14 protein-coding genes are annotated in these 15,061 nt (G+C 71.7%); 11 read left to right on the top strand and 3 right to left on the bottom strand.

Annotation, left to right across the window (positions count from 1 at the left end; all coding sequences use genetic code 11):
• Nucleotides 1-8: 8 nt before the first annotated feature.
• On the bottom strand, nucleotides 9-1,040 hold the full coding sequence (locus tag JT1_RS02900; protein ID WP_068322780.1) for an iron-siderophore ABC transporter substrate-binding protein: 1,032 nt from the start codon (nucleotides 1,038-1,040) through the stop codon (nucleotides 9-11).
• Between the two features lie 66 nt (nucleotides 1,041-1,106).
• On the opposite strand from JT1_RS02900, the gene JT1_RS02905 reads away from it, so the two are divergent.
• Genes JT1_RS02905 through JT1_RS02945 form a run of 9 tightly spaced genes read left to right on the top strand, consistent with a single transcriptional unit; the run spans nucleotide 1,107 to nucleotide 8,980 of the window.
• The gene (locus JT1_RS02905; RefSeq protein ID WP_169701821.1) at nucleotides 1,107-1,520 is read left to right on the top strand and encodes a class I SAM-dependent methyltransferase; all 414 of its coding nucleotides are present in this window, start codon (nucleotides 1,107-1,109) and stop codon (nucleotides 1,518-1,520) included.
• A gap of 19 nt (nucleotides 1,521-1,539) precedes the next feature.
• Nucleotides 1,540-2,979: a bifunctional folylpolyglutamate synthase/dihydrofolate synthase gene (locus JT1_RS02910; RefSeq protein ID WP_068322786.1), complete on the top strand. Its 1,440-nt coding sequence runs from the start codon at nucleotides 1,540-1,542 to the stop codon at nucleotides 2,977-2,979.
• 20 nt (nucleotides 2,980-2,999) lie between these two features.
• Nucleotides 3,000-3,395, top strand: a complete 396-nt coding sequence (locus JT1_RS02915) for a DUF4233 domain-containing protein (protein WP_169701822.1) — start codon at nucleotides 3,000-3,002, stop codon at nucleotides 3,393-3,395.
• A gap of 2 nt (nucleotides 3,396-3,397) precedes the next feature.
• On the top strand, nucleotides 3,398-4,225 hold the full coding sequence (locus tag JT1_RS02920; protein WP_068322791.1) for an undecaprenyl-diphosphate phosphatase: 828 nt from the start codon (nucleotides 3,398-3,400) through the stop codon (nucleotides 4,223-4,225).
• A 26-nt stretch (nucleotides 4,226-4,251) separates the two neighbouring features.
• Nucleotides 4,252-4,674, top strand: coding sequence for a nucleoside-diphosphate kinase (gene ndk, locus JT1_RS02925; RefSeq protein WP_068323432.1), 423 nt, complete (start codon nucleotides 4,252-4,254; stop codon nucleotides 4,672-4,674).
• Between the two features lies 1 nt (nucleotide 4,675).
• The gene (locus tag JT1_RS02930) at nucleotides 4,676-5,725 is read left to right on the top strand and encodes a rod shape-determining protein (RefSeq protein ID WP_303621104.1); all 1,050 of its coding nucleotides are present in this window, start codon (nucleotides 4,676-4,678) and stop codon (nucleotides 5,723-5,725) included.
• Nucleotides 5,725-6,501: a rod shape-determining protein MreC gene (gene mreC, locus JT1_RS02935; RefSeq protein ID WP_068322794.1), complete on the top strand. Its 777-nt coding sequence runs from the start codon at nucleotides 5,725-5,727 to the stop codon at nucleotides 6,499-6,501. Before JT1_RS02930 ends, mreC begins: the two co-directional genes overlap by 1 nt.
• Nucleotides 6,498-6,986, top strand: coding sequence for a rod shape-determining protein MreD (mreD, locus tag JT1_RS02940; protein WP_169701823.1), 489 nt, complete (start codon nucleotides 6,498-6,500; stop codon nucleotides 6,984-6,986). Before mreC ends, mreD begins: the two co-directional genes overlap by 4 nt.
• Nucleotides 6,983-8,980 (top strand): penicillin-binding transpeptidase domain-containing protein, encoded by a 1,998-nt coding sequence (locus JT1_RS02945; RefSeq protein WP_068322801.1) that lies wholly within the window; start codon nucleotides 6,983-6,985, stop codon nucleotides 8,978-8,980. The genes mreD and JT1_RS02945 overlap by 4 nt, the downstream gene beginning before the upstream one ends.
• On the opposite strand, the gene JT1_RS02950 is transcribed toward JT1_RS02945, so the two are convergent.
• Together JT1_RS02950 and JT1_RS02955 are read right to left on the bottom strand one after the other, a co-directional pair.
• The gene (locus JT1_RS02950; protein ID WP_068322804.1) at nucleotides 8,981-9,184 is read right to left on the bottom strand and encodes a YbdD/YjiX family protein; all 204 of its coding nucleotides are present in this window, start codon (nucleotides 9,182-9,184) and stop codon (nucleotides 8,981-8,983) included. It abuts the gene before it with no gap.
• Nucleotides 9,181-11,478 (bottom strand): carbon starvation CstA family protein, encoded by a 2,298-nt coding sequence (locus JT1_RS02955; RefSeq protein WP_068322807.1) that lies wholly within the window; start codon nucleotides 11,476-11,478, stop codon nucleotides 9,181-9,183. Before JT1_RS02955 ends, JT1_RS02950 begins: the two co-directional genes overlap by 4 nt.
• A gap of 77 nt (nucleotides 11,479-11,555) precedes the next feature.
• On the opposite strand from JT1_RS02955, the gene lpdA reads away from it, so the two are divergent.
• Nucleotides 11,556-12,953, top strand: coding sequence for a dihydrolipoyl dehydrogenase (gene lpdA, locus JT1_RS02960; protein ID WP_068322810.1), 1,398 nt, complete (start codon nucleotides 11,556-11,558; stop codon nucleotides 12,951-12,953).
• 207 nt (nucleotides 12,954-13,160) lie between these two features.
• Nucleotides 13,161-15,059, top strand: coding sequence for a M6 family metalloprotease domain-containing protein (locus JT1_RS02965; RefSeq protein ID WP_082807431.1), 1,899 nt, complete (start codon nucleotides 13,161-13,163; stop codon nucleotides 15,057-15,059).
• Nucleotides 15,060-15,061: the final 2 nt, after the last annotated feature.

The following is a 15,061-nucleotide window of genomic DNA, read 5'->3' on the forward strand; positions in this document are numbered from 1 at the left end:
GCCGAGGGTCACTTGGCGTCGGCCTTGGCGATGGCCTTGTCGATCATCTTCGGGTAGCGCTCGAGCGTGTACGGCACGGTGAGCGGGTTGATCATCGACGAGGCGGTGACGAAGGCGTTGTCCTCGCCGGCGACGACCGCGCCCTGCTTGATCGCCGGGATCGAGGCGTAGAGCTTGTTGTCCATCGCCTGCTTCTTGGCCTTCGGATCGCTGTAGAAGGTGAAGATCAGGTCGCTGTCGTTCAGCTTGTCGGCGTTCTCGTAGCCGATGACCGCGGAGTCGGTTCCCTCGGTCTCCTCGAGGGTCTTGACGACCGGGTCGGGCTTCAGCCCGAGCTTCTGCACGATCGCGGCGCGCTGCTCCGTCGGCAGGAAGACACCGAGGGTGTCGGGTGTCGTGTAGACGTACGAGAAGGTGTGCTCGGCCCACTCGGGGTGCTTCTTCGCCTCGTCGGCGAGCTGCTGCTCGAGGTCCTCGACGACACCCCGGGCCTGCTCCTCCTCGCCGAGCGCCTCGCCGATGATCTCGATCTGCTCGTCCCAGTCGGTGCTCCACGCCTTGTCCGGGTAGGCGACGGTCGGGGCGATCTCGCTCAGCGAGTCGTACTGCTCCTGGGTGATGCCGGACCAGGGGGCGAGGATGACGTCGGGCTCGAGCTCGACGATCTTCTCCAGGTCCAGCTCCTCGCCGGCCCCGACGAACTCCGGGAGCGTGCCCCCTTCGTCCTTGACGGCCTCGTGGACCCACGGCGTGTAGCCGGACTCGTCGGCGGCCCACGCGTACTCCTCCATGCCCACCGGCACGGTGCCGAGGGCGATCGAGGTCTCGGTGGAGCCCTGGCCGAGGGTGACGACCTTCTTCGGCTTCTCGGTGATCTCGGCGGTGCCGAGGGCGGACTCGATGCTCACGGGGAATGCGGAGTCGTCGGAGCCGGACGTCGCGGCGGCGTCGGTGGCGGGGTCCGAGCCGCAGGCGCTCAGGGCGACGGGTGCGGCGACGAGGAGGGCGACACCGGTGGTGCGCAGGCGGGGCAGGGGCATGGCAGAACCTCAGGTCGATGGATGGTTAGGAGAGGCTAACCTACTCAATCGCGCGAGTGAATGGAGGTGCCAGTCCGCGACCGCGGCCTCGACATCGTCCTGGTGCAGGCCGACGTCAACGCTGCTGCCCCCTTCGGCTCCGCGCAGCACGACCTCGTGACAGCCGCCTACGCATCCGTCCCGCGGACGCCCGACGGCCGCGGCGTCGCCCACGTGCTCGACGCCGTCGCGCCGGGCGGCCACCTCGTCGTCGTCAACCACGACACGCACGACATGGACGAGACCGCGACGCACGGCGACGTGGACCAGACCCGGCCCTTCGACCACCACGCCTTCGTCGGCACCGACGACCTCGTGGCCGCGATCGCCGAGCGGCCCGGGTGGGTCGTCGAGGTCCACGAGCGCCGGGAGCGCCCAGCCGGCGCGGTCTCCGCGCACCACGTGCACGACGTCGTGCTGCGTGCACGCCGTGGGGCCTGACGATGGGACAATCTGCGGCATGAGCCCCGCCCCCGACGCCGCCCAGCGGCAGGCCGCCGCCGACCTCGAGCTGCGCAAGCGCATGCGCCAGGTGGAGGAGAGCATCCTCGAGCGTGCGCCCGAGCACGACCTGCAGCCCAGCCTCGACCGCATCCGGGCGGTCATGGACCTGCTCGGCGAGCCGCAGCGCACCTTTCCGGCGATCCACGTCACGGGCACCAACGGCAAGACCTCGACCGCGCGGATCATCGAGTCGGTGCTGCGCGAGTCGGGCCTGAAGACGGGACGGTTCACCTCGCCGCACCTGCAGGACATCCGGGAGCGGATCACCATCGGCGGGGAGCTGATCACGCGCGAGGCCTTCCTCGACGCGTGGGCGGACATCGCCCCCTTCGTCGACGCGGTCGACACCCGCTCGGTCGCCGAGGGTGGACCGCGGATGACCTACTTCGAGGTGCTCGTCGCGCTCGCCTACGCGGCCTTCGCCGACGCGCCGATCGACATCGCCATCATCGAGGTCGGGATGGGCGGGTCGTGGGACGCGACCAACGTGCTCGAGGCCGACGTCGCGGTCATCACCCCCGTCGGGCTCGACCACCAGCACTTCCTCGGTGACTCCATCGAGGACATCGCCTCGGAGAAGGCGGGGATCATCCACCCCGGCGCCATCGCGGTGAGCGCCCCCCAGGAGCCCGAGGTCCTGGACATCCTGCGCGAGCGGGCCGAGGAGGTCGGCGCGCAGCTGAAGGTCGAGGGAGCCGACTTCGGGGTCCTCGAGCGCGAGGTCGCGGTCGGCGGCCAGGTCATCTCCCTGCGCGGCCTCGCCGGGGACCACCCCGACCTGCTGCTCAAGCTCCACGGCGCGCACCAGGCGGGCAACGCGGCGCTCGCCGTCGCGGCCGTCGAGGCCTTCCTCGGCGGGGGAGAGCAGCCGCTCGGGGAGGAGGTCCTCGCCGCCGGGCTGGCCACGGCCACCTCGCCCGGTCGTCTCGAGATCGTGCGCCGCAGCCCCACCGTCATCGTCGACGCGGCCCACAACCCGCACGGCGCGGCGGTCCTCGCCGAGGCGCTCAAGGACTCCTTCACCTTCAGCCACCTCGTCGGCGTCGTCTCGATCTTCAAGGACAAGGACGTCGTCGGGATCCTCGAGGCCCTCGAGCCGGCGCTCGACGAGGTCGTCGTCACCCGCTCGACCTCCCCGCGCGCGATGCGTCCCGACCGCCTGGGCGAGATCGCCGGGGAGGTCTTCGGTGACCACCGCGTCACGGTCGTCGACGAGCTGCCCGACGCGCTCGACCGCGCGGCCGAGCTGGCGGACGAAGGGGGAGTCGCCGGCGGTGTCGTCGCGACCGGGTCCATCGTCACCGTCGGTGAGGTGCGCCTGCTCCTCGGCGTGACCGACGTCGAGGAGCCCGTCGCCCCGCCGGTCGAGGTGCCGGTGGATCTCGACGACGAGTGAGCCGCTTACCCTTGACCACCGTGACTCCCGACCAGCAGCCGCGCCCCCAGGGCAAGTTCATGTGGCGGATGCTCGCCACCGTCGTGGGCGGCCAGGCGCTCGTCATCTTCTTCGGCGCCCTGACGAGCCGGGGCCTCGACCCGGACCAGGACGCGGTGATCGCGGGGCTGACCCCCTTCGTCCTGCTCTGCGGCCTGGCCGTCCTCGCGCTCGTCTCCGCGGGTGTGATGAAGCGGCCCTTCGGGCCGGCCCTGGGATGGGTCGTCCAGGTTCTCTCCATCCTGTCGGGACTCTTCGTGCCGATGATGTTCGTCGTCGGTGCGATGTTCGCGCTCCTCTACGGCTACTGCCAGCGCGTGGGCCGACGCGTCGATCGTGAACAGGCCGCCCGCGCCACGACCCAGCAGGAGAGCTGACCTTGGACCTCATCACCGCCATCATCCTCGGGCTCGTCCAGGGGCTCACCGAGTTCCTCCCGGTGAGCTCCAGCGCCCACGTCTCGATCGTCGGGCAGCTGCTCGGGCAGGAGGACCCGGGCGCGGCGTTCACCGCGATCACCCAGCTGGGCACCGAGGCCGCGGTCGTCATCTACTTCTGGCGCGACATCACGACGATCATCCGCAAGTGGTGCCTCTCGCTCGCCGGCAAGGTCGCCAGGGACGACCCGGACGTGCGCATGGGCTGGCTCGTCATCATCGGCACCATCCCCATCGGCCTCCTCGGCATCCTCTTCCAGGACCAGATCGAGACCTCGCTGCGGAGCCTGTGGATCACCGCGACGATGCTGCTCGTCTTCGCCCTCGTCATCATGGCCGCCGAGCGGCTCGGCACCCAGCGCCGCGAGCTGACCGAGCTGTCGTGGAAGCACGGCATCTTCTACGGCCTCTGGCAGGCCCTGGCCCTCGTGCCGGGGGTCTCCCGCAGCGGCGGCACGATCGCCGGCGGTCTCTTCATGGGCTACACCCGTGAGGCCGCGGCCCGATACAGCTTCCTCCTCGCGATCCCCGCGGTCATCGCCTCGGGCGGCCTGCAGGTCGTCAAGATCGCCGGGGGAGAAGGGACCGGCGAGACCGGCTGGACGCCGATCATCGTGGCCACCCTCATCGCCTTCGTCGTCGGCTACGCCGTCATCGCGTGGTTCATGCGCTACATCACGACCCACACCTTCACCCCCTTCATGGTCTACCGGATCCTCCTGGCGCTCGGCCTCTTCGCCCTGCTGGGTACGGGCACGATCAGCGCGTGACTACGCTGGGGCCCGTGACCGAGACCGTGCAGACCGAACGCTCCCTGATCCTCGTCAAGCCCGACGGCTTCCGCCGTGGCCTCACCGGTGAGGTGATCCGCCGGATCGAGGCGAAGGGGTACACCCTCGTCGCGCTCTCCGTGGTCACCCCGACCCGGGAGCAGCTCGCCGCGCACTACGCCGAGCACGAGGGCAAGCCCTTCTACGAGCCGCTCCTGGACTTCATGTCCTCCGGCCCCGTGGCCGCGGTCGTCATCGAGGGCCAGGAGTGCATCAAGGGCTTCCGTTCGCTCGCCGGCGCGACCAAGCCGACCGAGGCGGCCCCCGGCACGATCCGTGGCGACCTCGGCCGCAAGTGGGCCGGCGCGGTGGACGAGAACATCGTCCACGGCTCCGACTCGCCGGAGTCCGCCGACCGTGAGATCGGCATCTGGTTCCCGAAGCTCTGACGTGGCGGAGGGAGCACGAGGAGGACGCCGAGGGCTCCCACGCCTGGCCCGTGACCTCGCCATCGACCTCGGGACCGCCAACACCCTGATCCACCACCAGGATCGCGGCGTCGTCCTCGACGAGCCGAGCGTCGTCGCGGTGAGTGCCGAGACGGGGGAGCTCGTCGCCGCGGGCACCCGGGCCAAGGAGATGCTCGGGCGCACGCCCGGGGCCGTCCGGGCGGTGCGTCCGATGCGCGCCGGGGTCATCAGCGAGCCCGATGCCACCGAGCAGATGCTGCGGTGGTTCACCGACCGCGTCGGCATGTCCCGCGTCTTCCGCCCGCGCGTCGTCGTGTGCATCCCGAGCGACATCACGGGTGTCGAGCGTCGGGCGGTCGAGGAGGCCGTCCTGCGCGTCGGAGCCCGGCGCGTCTACCTCGTCGAGGAGCCGATGGTCGCCGCCATCGGCGCCGGCCTCCCGGTGACCGACACCCAGGCCTCGATGGTCGTCGACATCGGCGGCGGCTCGACCGACGTCGCCGTCATCGCGCTCGGCGGGATCGTCGCCTCGCGCAGCACCCGCACCGCCGGCGACGCCATCGACGACGCCATCGTCGACCACGTGCGCCGCCACCTCTCGCTGCTGCTCGGGGAGCGGAGCGCCGAGCACATCAAGGTCGAGGTCGGCTCCGCGTTCCCGCTCGCCACCGAGGTGTCCACGCGCGTGCGCGGCCGCGACCTCGTCACGGGCCTGCCCAAGACCGTCGACGTCGGCTCGGCCGAGATCCGGCGGGCCATCGCCGGGCCCGTCGGTGAGGTCGTCGGCCTGGTCCGTGACGTCCTCGACCGCTGCCCGCCCGAGCTCGCCGGCGACGTGCTCCAGCGCGGCATCACCCTCACCGGCGGTGGCGCGCTGCTGCGCGGGCTCGACGCGCGGCTGCGCCACGAGCTCGGCGTCCCCGTCACCGTCGCCGACGCGCCGCTGCGCGCCGTGGTGCGCGGCGCCGGCCGGTGCGTCGACGACTTCGCCGCACTGCAACCCGTCCTCGTCGACGGCCACCGGTTCTGATGCGTCGCCGCGTCCTGCCCGTGCTGCTCGCGCTCACGCTGCTCGTGCTGCTGGCGGACCTCGCCGGTGCGCCGCTCGGCCCCCTGCGCGGGGCCGGCGACGCGGTCCTGGGCCCCGTCGAGCGCCTCGTCGCGCCCGGTGACGACGAAGCCGACCGGCTCGAGCGGGACAACATCCGCCTCGCCGAGGAGATCCGGACCCTGCGCGAGCAGGCCCGTGCGGGACGGGCTCTCGACGAGCTCGACGCGGGCGAGCTGCGCACGGTCAGCGCGCGCGTGGTCGCGCTCGACCGCGCCGGGGCGTCCGGCCCGGAGCGGGTGACGATCGACGTCGGCCGTCGCGACGGCGTGCGCGTCGACAGCGCGGTCATCGCCCCGGACGGCCTCGTGGGCCGGGTCGTCTCCGTCGCCGACTGGAGCGCCGACGTCGCCGTCGTCGGAGCGCCCGATGCGGGCGTCGGGGTCCGCACCGGGCCGCGAGGAGTCATCGGCACCCTGTCGGGGTCGGACCCCACGACGACGCACGCCGCGGACGAGCTCGTCATCACCCAGCTCACCCGCGCCCGGACGACGAAGGGGGACGACGTCACGACGCTCGGCAGCCCCGGGCAACGGCCGTACCCGCCCGGGATCCACGTCGGCACGGTGACGCGCGTCGAGCACGCCGCGGGCGCCCTCACCGACACCGCCGTCGTCGATCCCGCGGTCGACCTCGCGACCGTCGACGTCGTCGCGGTCGTCGTCGGTCCCGGCCGCACGAGCCGGCGCACCCCGTGAGCGGCCTGCGCTGGCCAGTGCGCCTGCTCGCCCTCGCCCTCGCCCTCGTCGCCGTGCTCGCGCTCGGCGCCCGAGGGGTGCTCGCCCCGCCCGACCTCGTCCTGCTCGTCGTCGTCGGCGTCGCCCTCGCCGCGGGCTCGCCCTCCGGGGCGCTCATCGGGCTCGTCGGCGGTTGGCTCGTCGACCTCGCCCCGCCCGTCGGTGCGCCGCTCGGTCTCTCGGGCCTGGCCTACGCGGCGGCCGGGTGGGTCGCCGGCACCGCCCGACGGCGCTCCGGCCACCCGTGGTGGTGGCCGGTGCCGGTCGTCGTGCTCGCCGTGGTCGTCACCCGCGCGGCGCCTGTGCTCATCGATCTCGCCAGCGCGCGGCCGGTGGCATGGGGAGCGCTCGGCTGGCAGGTGCTCGCCACGGCGACCCTCGGTCTCGTCGTCGTCGGCCTCGTCGAACGCCTCGAGGCCACTCTCGTGACGAGGGGACTGGCATGAGGCCTCGCGCGCCCCGCATGCAGGCCCGCATGCTCGCCTCGCTCGCCGTCCTCGCGCTCATGGCCGGGGTGCTCCTCGGGCGTCTCGGTCAGCTGCAGCTCACGGACCACCCGGCCGCGGACCCCGGGGTGCAGGGCCCGGGCACGACCCGCCTGGCGCTGCCCGCCCTGCGCGGCCGGATCCTGGACCGCGACGGCCGACCGCTCGTCGACAACGCGGTGCGCACCGACCTGACGATCGACCGCGCCTCGCTCGCCGATGCCCCGGACGGCGGGCGCGCGACGGTCCGCCGACTCAGCGAGGCGCTGGACCTCCCCTTCGCGCGGCTGTGGGGGAGGACCACCCTCTGCGGTGCACCCGGGGCGGCCGACCCGCCGGCCTGCTGGCCCGGCTCCGCCCTGGTCCCGGTGCCGGTCGCCGTCGACGTCGACCCGGCCGATGCCGCGGCGATCACCGAGCGTCCCGAGCTCTACCCGGGCGTGGCCGTCACCCGGCAGCCGGTCCGCGGCTACCCACGGGCGAAGGGGGGCGGCGCCCCGCAGACCACCGGGTACCTCGCGCGACCCGATGCCGCGACCGTCGAGGCCTCGGGGGGCGCGATCTCGGCCGACGACCTCGTCGGCGCCTCCGGCCTGGAGCGGCAGTACGACGAGCTGCTGCGCGGGCGCCCCGGGTACCGCGACGTGCGCGTCGACGCCCGCGGGGTCGCCGTCGAGGAGGTGGGCCGGAGCGAGCCCGTCCCCGGGTCGGACCTGGTGACCACGCTCGACCTGCCGATCCAGCGCCGCACGGAGTCCGCTCTCGCCCAGGGGATCCGGGACGCGAGGGCGCGCGGCAACGCCGCCGACAGCGCGGCCGCGGTCGTCCTCGACCTGCGCGACGGCGGGGTCGTCGCCTCCGCGAGCGTGCCGACCTACGACCCCTCGGTCTGGTCGCGCGGCGTGACCCAGGAGCAGTACGAGCGGCTCACCGAGGGTGACGGCAGCCCGCTCATCGACCGCGTGGCGGGGGTGGCGCAGCCCCCGGCCTCGACCTTCAAGGCGGTCACCCTGCCCGGCGCCGTCGCGGCGGGTACCGACCTCGACGACGAGGTCAACTGCTCCGCCTCGCACCGGATCGGGGACCGGACCTTCAACAACTTCGAGTCGCGGGCCTACGGGTGGATCACCTGGCGCGAGGCGATCAAGGTCTCCTGCGACACGGTCTTCTACCGCGTCGCCGAGGACGTGTGGCGCGAGCAGGGCGGCCTGTCCGCCGACGACGACGGTGACCCCCTCATCGACACCGCGCGCGACCTCGGGCTCGGCGAGCCGACCGGGATCGACCTGCCCGCCGAGTCCGCGGGACGCATCCCGGACCGCGCCTGGAAGCAGGAGTGGTGGGACACGACCAAGGACGCCTCCTGCCGCGAGGCCGAGCGCGGCCACCCGAAGATCGCCGACCCCACCCGCCGCGCCTACCTCACCGCGATCGCCCGGGAGAACTGCGACAACGGCTACCAGTTCCGTCCCGGCGACGAGGCCAACCTGTCGATCGGGCAGGGCGACGTCACGGCGACCCTGCTCCAGATGGCCCGCGTCTACGGCACCATCGCCGCTGACGGGCGCGAGCCGGCGCCGCACCTCGCCCGCGCGGGCATCGCCCCCGACGGGACCAGGACCGCGATCGACGCACCGACCGCCCGCCAGGTCGACCTGCCGGGGGAGTCGGGCGCGCTGCTGCGGGTCGCGCTCGGTGACGTCGTCTCGGAGCCCGGCGGCACCGCCCGCTCGGCCTTCGAGGGCTTCCCGTTGCGCCGCTGGCCGGTTGCCGGCAAGACCGGCACCGCCGAGGTCTACGGCAAGGAGGACACGGCGTGGTTCGTCTCCTACGCGCCGACGACCAGGCCGCGCTACGTCGTCGCGGTCGTCGTGTCGCAGGGCGGCACCGGTGGTGCGTCCGCTGCGCCGATCGCGAGGGAGGTCCACGAGACGCTCGCGGGCGTCCGGGACTGATCAGCAGCAGCGGGTGCCCGGGTGGCGCTCCTGCTCCTCGTAGTGCGCCCGCCAGAACTCCGCTCGCGTCGGCACGGGAGCGCCCGGGTGGACCCGCTGCAGGTGCTCGACGTACCGCTCGTAGCGGTCGGCGCCGGTCACCCCCGACACGAAGCGGCCGATCCGCCGCAGCACGTCGAAGGGGGAGCCCGTCACCGCGTTCATCGGTGGCCGCGCCTGGCCGCGGGGGAGGGCTCGAGGCCCGCCTCTCGCCACTCGGCGAGGACGGCCTTCTCCTCCGGGGTCGCCATCGGGCCGGACGGCGCGAAGATCCGGGAGGGGACCCCCTTCGTCTCGCTCGTCGGCAGGCCACCGGCGCGGGCCGCGCGGACCATCACGGCCACCGCGGCGACGACGACGATGATGACGAGCACCGCGAAGATGATCGACAGCGCGCCCTGGACGCCGGAGTTGAAGATGATCTTGTCCATGTCCGCGGCGCTCTTGGCCCCGGTGAGCAGCTCACCCTTGTCCCGGGCCTCGACGAAGGCGTCGCGCTGGGCGAAGTAGCCGATCTTGGGGTTGCTGCTGAAGATCTTCAGCGCGGAGGCCCACAGCGTGATGACCAGGTCCCACACGAGGGCGACTCCCGGGATCCAGGCCCAGCGCAGGTTGCCCTGCTTGACGATGATCGTCGTCACCACCGCCAGCGCGATCGCCGCGAGCAGCTGGTTGGCGATGCCGAAGAGCGGGAAGAGCGTGTAGATCCCGCCGAGCGGGTCGAGGATGCCCATGACGAGGATCGAGCCCCAACCGGCCACGACGAGGAAGCTGCACAGCCACGCGCCCGGCCGCCACGACGGGTCCTTGAAGCGGCCCAGGCCGGGCAGGTTGCCGAGCGCGTCGGAGAACATGAAGCGCGCCACGCGGGTGCCGGCGTCGACCGTCGTGAGGATGAAGAGCGCCTCGAACATCACCGCGAAGTGGTACCAGAAGCTCTTGAGCGAGTCGCCGCCGAAGACGCTCATGACCTCGCTCATGCCGAAGGCCAGCGTCGGGGCCCCACCGGTGCGGGAGATGATCGTCTCCTCGCCGACGCTGTCCGCGGCCTGCTGCAGCGTCGCCGCGTCGACCGGCGGGACCGGGCCGCCGCCGGGGGTGAGGAGCGGCAGGCCGTTGACGTAGTCGGCGGCGCTGCCCGGCTCGCCGCCGGTGAGGGCCGCCGGGGCGTTCATCGCGAAGTAGATGTGCTGGTCGATGCTCACGGCCGCGACCATCGCCATGACGGCGACGAAGGACTCGGTGAGCATCGAGCCGTAGCCGATGAAGCGGGCCTGGCTCTCCTTCTCGATGAGCTTCGGCGTCGTGCCCGAGGCGATCAGCGCGTGGAACCCGGACAGCGCTCCGCAGGCGATGGTGATGAAGAGGAAGGGGAAGAGCGAGCCGGCGAAGGCCGGCCCCGTCCCGGTCGAGGCGAACTCGGTGACCGCCGGCATCCTGACCTCGGGGCGTGCCACGAGGATGCCGATGGCCAGCAGCGCGATGGTGCCGACCTTCATGTACGTCGACAGGTAGTCGCGCGGGGCGAGGAGCAGCCAGACCGGCAGCACCGAGGCAGCGAAGCCGTAGGCGATGAGCAGCCAGGCCAGCGTGATCGGCTCGAGGGTGAAGGTGCCCGAGAGCGTCGGGTGGTCCGACACCCAGCCGCCACCGATGATCGCGACGACGAGCAGGACGACGCCGATGAGCGAGACCTCGCCGACGGCACCGGGCCGCAGGAAGCGCAGGTAGAGCCCCATGAAGAGGGCGATCGGGATCGTCATCGCGATGGAGAAGACGCCCCAGGGGGAGTTGGCGAGCGCGCCGATGACGACGATGCCGAGGACGGCGATGAGGATGAGCATGATGGCGAGCACGCCGACGATCGCGGCCGTGCCACCGACCCGGCCGAGCTCGTCCCGGGCCATCTGGCCGAGGCTGCGACCGCCACGGCGGATCGACAGGTGCAGGACCATGTAGTCCTGCACCGCGCCGGCGAAGACGACGCCGAAGACGATCCACAGCGTGCCGGGCAGGTACCCCATCTGCACCGCGAGGACAGGACCGACGAGCGGACCGGCGCCGGCGATCGCGGCGAAGTGGTGCCCGAAGAGCACCCGCCGGTCGGTCGGCATGAAGTCCTTGCCGTTCTCGAACTCCTCTGCGGGGGTGGCGCGCTCGTCGCGCGGCTTGAGCACCTTGTACTCGATGAGGCGGGCGTAGAAGCGATACCCGATGATGTACGTGCACACCGCCGCGAAGACGAACCAGACCGCGTTGACGTGCTCGCCGCGGACCACCGCGATCATCGCCCAGCCGACCGCCCCGAGCAGGCCGATGAGGGCGAAGACGAGTTTCTCCCTTCCCGTCACGAGGTGCGGTGCGCGCACCGCGACAGGAGGGCGGTCGCTGTCGGTACGGACCCGCTCGACGCCGTCCCTCTCCTCGACGAGGGGACTCGACTCAGCCTGCTGGCGCATGGTCACTCCTGGTGCTCACGGCGGTGTGATGCGGACTCGTGTCTGAACGTAGTCCACCTGTGGCTAGGCTGTCGGCCATGGCTGATTTCGACGTTGTTGTGCTCGGTGCCGGACCCGGTGGCTACGTGGCGGCGATCCGCGCCGCGCAGCTCGGCAACACGGTCGCGGTGATCGAGAAGAAGTACTGGGGCGGTGTCTGCCTCAACGTCGGCTGCATCCCCAGCAAGGCGCTCATCAAGAACGCGGAGCTCGCGCACACGCTGACCCACGACAAGAAGAAGTTCGGCATCGAGGGCGACGTCACGATGTCCTTCGGGCCGACGCACGCCCGCTCCCGCCAGGTGAGCGCCGGCATCGTCAAGGGCGTCCACTTCCTCATGAAGAAGAACAAGATCACCGAGATCGACGGCTGGGGCACGATCACCTCCGCCAACACGGTCGACGTGGCCCTGAACGACGGAGAGACCAAGACCGTCTCCTTCGACAAGCTGATCGTCGCCGCGGGCGCGACCACCCGCATGCTCCCCGGCGTCGAGGTGAGCAAGAACGTGGTCACCTACGAGGAGCAGATCCTCGACGAGAACCTCCCCGGCTCGATCATCATCGCCGGCTCCGGTGCCATCGGCGTCGAGTTCGCCTACGTCATGAAGAACTTCGGCGTCGACGTGACGATCGTCGAGTTCCTCGACCGCATGGTCCCCACCGAGGACGCCGACGTGTCCAAGGAGCTGGCCAAGCACTACAAGAAGCTCGGCGTCAAGGTCATGCTCGGCACGAAGGTCGAGTCCGTCGAGGACACCGGCTCGGGCGTCAAGGTCACCGTCACCCCGGCGAAGGGGGGCGACTCCCAGGTGCTCGAGGCCGACCGCCTCCTGTCCGCCATCGGCTTCGCCCCGCGCACTCAGGGCTACGGCCTCGAGTCCATCGGCGTCCAGCTCACCGAGCGCGGCGCCATCGAGATCGACGAGTACTGCCGCACCAACGTCGAGAACGTCTACGCCATCGGTGACTGCACCGCCAAGCTCATGCTCGCCCACGTCGCCGAGGCCCAGGGCGTCGTCGCCGCGGAGCACATGAACGGCGCCGAGACCATGCCGGTCGAGTACGACTTCATCCCGCGCGCGACCTACTGCCACCCGCAGATCGGCTCCTTCGGCTACAGCGAGGAGCAGGCGAAGGAGAAGGGGTACGACGTCAAGACGGCGACCTTCCCCTTCACCGCCAACGGCAAGGCCATGGGCCTGGGCGACGCGGTCGGCTTCGTCAAGGTCGTCGCGGACGCCGAGCACAACGAGATCCTCGGCGCCCACATGATCGGCCCCGACGTCACCGAGCTGCTCCCGGTCCTCACCCTGGCGCAGAAGTGGGACCTCACCGCCGACGAGGTCGCCCGCAACGTCTTCGCGCACCCGACGCTGTCCGAGGCGGTCAAGGAGGCCGTCGAGGGCATCGCGGGGCACATGATCAACCTCTGACGCACTGACGAAGGGGGGGGCGCGGCCACATCGGCCGCGCCCCCCTTCGCTCGTCCTCCCCAGGTGCCGCCGAGGGCGCCGACTACCGCTGGGCGACAGGGCTGGCCGGGACCTTGTCGCCCGGTGGTGGCGCTGTCAGGATGAGATGGCGCAGCTGCTGTTCCCCCGGACAGGACCCGGGGTCGATGGTTTTGACGGAGAGTCATCATGGACAGTCACAGCGATGCAGCACGGCCTCGGACGATCCGACCACACCGCGTCGACGACCTGTGCGTCGTCGCGCCGGACCCCGAGCTCAACGAACAGCTCAAGGAGCAGTTCCAACGGTTGCGCGAGCAGGTCCGCGACCAGGAGCTCGGGACCCTCGCCGACCACCTGACCCTCAAGGCGCCCGACCACGTCGGCTTCGACGACGGGCTCATCTTCCCCGGCACGTACTTCCCGACCGGGACGACGGCCGCCGTGGCCCAGCGCGCGGCGCTGGACCGGGCCCCCCTCCGCGGGGACGTGCGGGTCGTCGTCGTCCTCGTGGACTTCTCCGACAAGACGATGGCAGCGGACGCCGACGACCGCTTCAGCCGGCTCTTCTTCTCGTACGGTGAGCTCCCCGCCGGGAGCGTGACGGAGTACTTCTCCGACGTGTCGGGCGGCCTCGTGACGATCACCGGGGAGGTCGTGGGCCCGTACCGGATGCCCGGCACCCTGGCCAGCTACGCGGGGAGCGCCAACGGCACGCAGGCCACCACGCCCAACGCGCGGACGATGGCGAACGACGCGCTGTCCGCGGCCAACGCCGACGTCGACTTCGGGCCCTACGACAACGACGGCAACGGGTTCGTCGACGCCTTCATCGTGGTGCACGCCGGCCGCGGTGCCGAGCAGACCGGGCAGGCCACCGACATCTGGTCGCACAAGTGGGTCCTGCCCGCCGAGCGCACCGTCGACGGCACCAAGGTCTTCGCCTACCTCACCATCCCCGAGGACGCGAAGATCGGCGTCAGCGCGCACGAGATCGGGCACCTGATCTTCGGCTGGCCCGACCTGTACGACACCGACGGCACGTCCGAGGGCGTGGGCAACTGGTGCCTCATGGGAGGAGGCTCGTGGGGCGGCGGCGGTGACCGCCCGACCCACCCGTCCGCCTGGTGCAAGCTCACCCAGGGGTGGGCGAGCGTCGTCGTGCAGTCGACCAACGCGACGGTCACGATCAACGACATCAAGACGGGCCGCACCGCCTACCGGTTGTGGAAGGACGGGCTGGGTGGCAACGAGTACTTCCTCGTCGAGAACCGGCAGCGCACGGGCTACGACCAGTCGCTGCCGGGGGCCGGTCTGCTCGTGTGGCACATCGATGAGGCGGTCACCGGCAACACCAACGAGTCGCACTACAAGGTCGGGCTCCTCCAGGCCGACGGCAGTCGGCACCTCGAGCTCAACACCAACCGCGGGGATGCCGGCGACCCCTTCCCCGGCTCGTCCGGCAACACCACCTTCAACGACTCGTCGACGCCGAGCAGCACGTCCTTCGCCGGGGCGTCCACCTGCGTGGAGATCTCCGCCATCCCGGCCTCGTCCGCCGCGATGACCGTCCAGCTGAAGGTGCGCTGCTTCACCGCACCCAAGCTGCGGGAGGCCAAGGACATCAAGGACATCCGGGACGGGTGGAAGCGGTGGCCCGACGTCGACGTCAAGCCGATGAAGGACCTGCGCGACGACCGCGGCAAGGGGCTCAAGGACGTCCGCGACGGCAAGGGGCTGCGTGAGGAGAAGTTCCCCGACAACAAGTTCGGGGAGAAGCTCGCCGAACGTCCCTTCGGCCGAGGGCAGTGGTGGTCGTCCGCGCCCGACCCGGTCGCGGAGTCGGTCGGCGACCTCGAGGCCCGGCTCGATGCGCTCGAGACGGTGGTCCACGGTCTCCTCGAGTCGCTGGGCGGCAGCGGGCCCGACGAGGGCTGGAGCGAGGGTGCCGAGCCCTTCATCGGCGAGGCGGAGCGGCCGGACCTCGGTCGCAGCAGCGGTGGCCCGGACCCGGACGCGCTGCGGTCGGCGGTCGAGGAGGGGTCGACCGGGGCCAAGGCCGAGTTCGACACCCTGCCGCCCGGCTGAGC

Origin of the sequence: Janibacter terrae NBRC 107853 (assembly GCF_001591405.1) — a bacterium.
GTDB classification, from domain to species: Bacteria; Actinomycetota; Actinomycetes; order Actinomycetales; family Dermatophilaceae; genus Janibacter; species Janibacter terrae.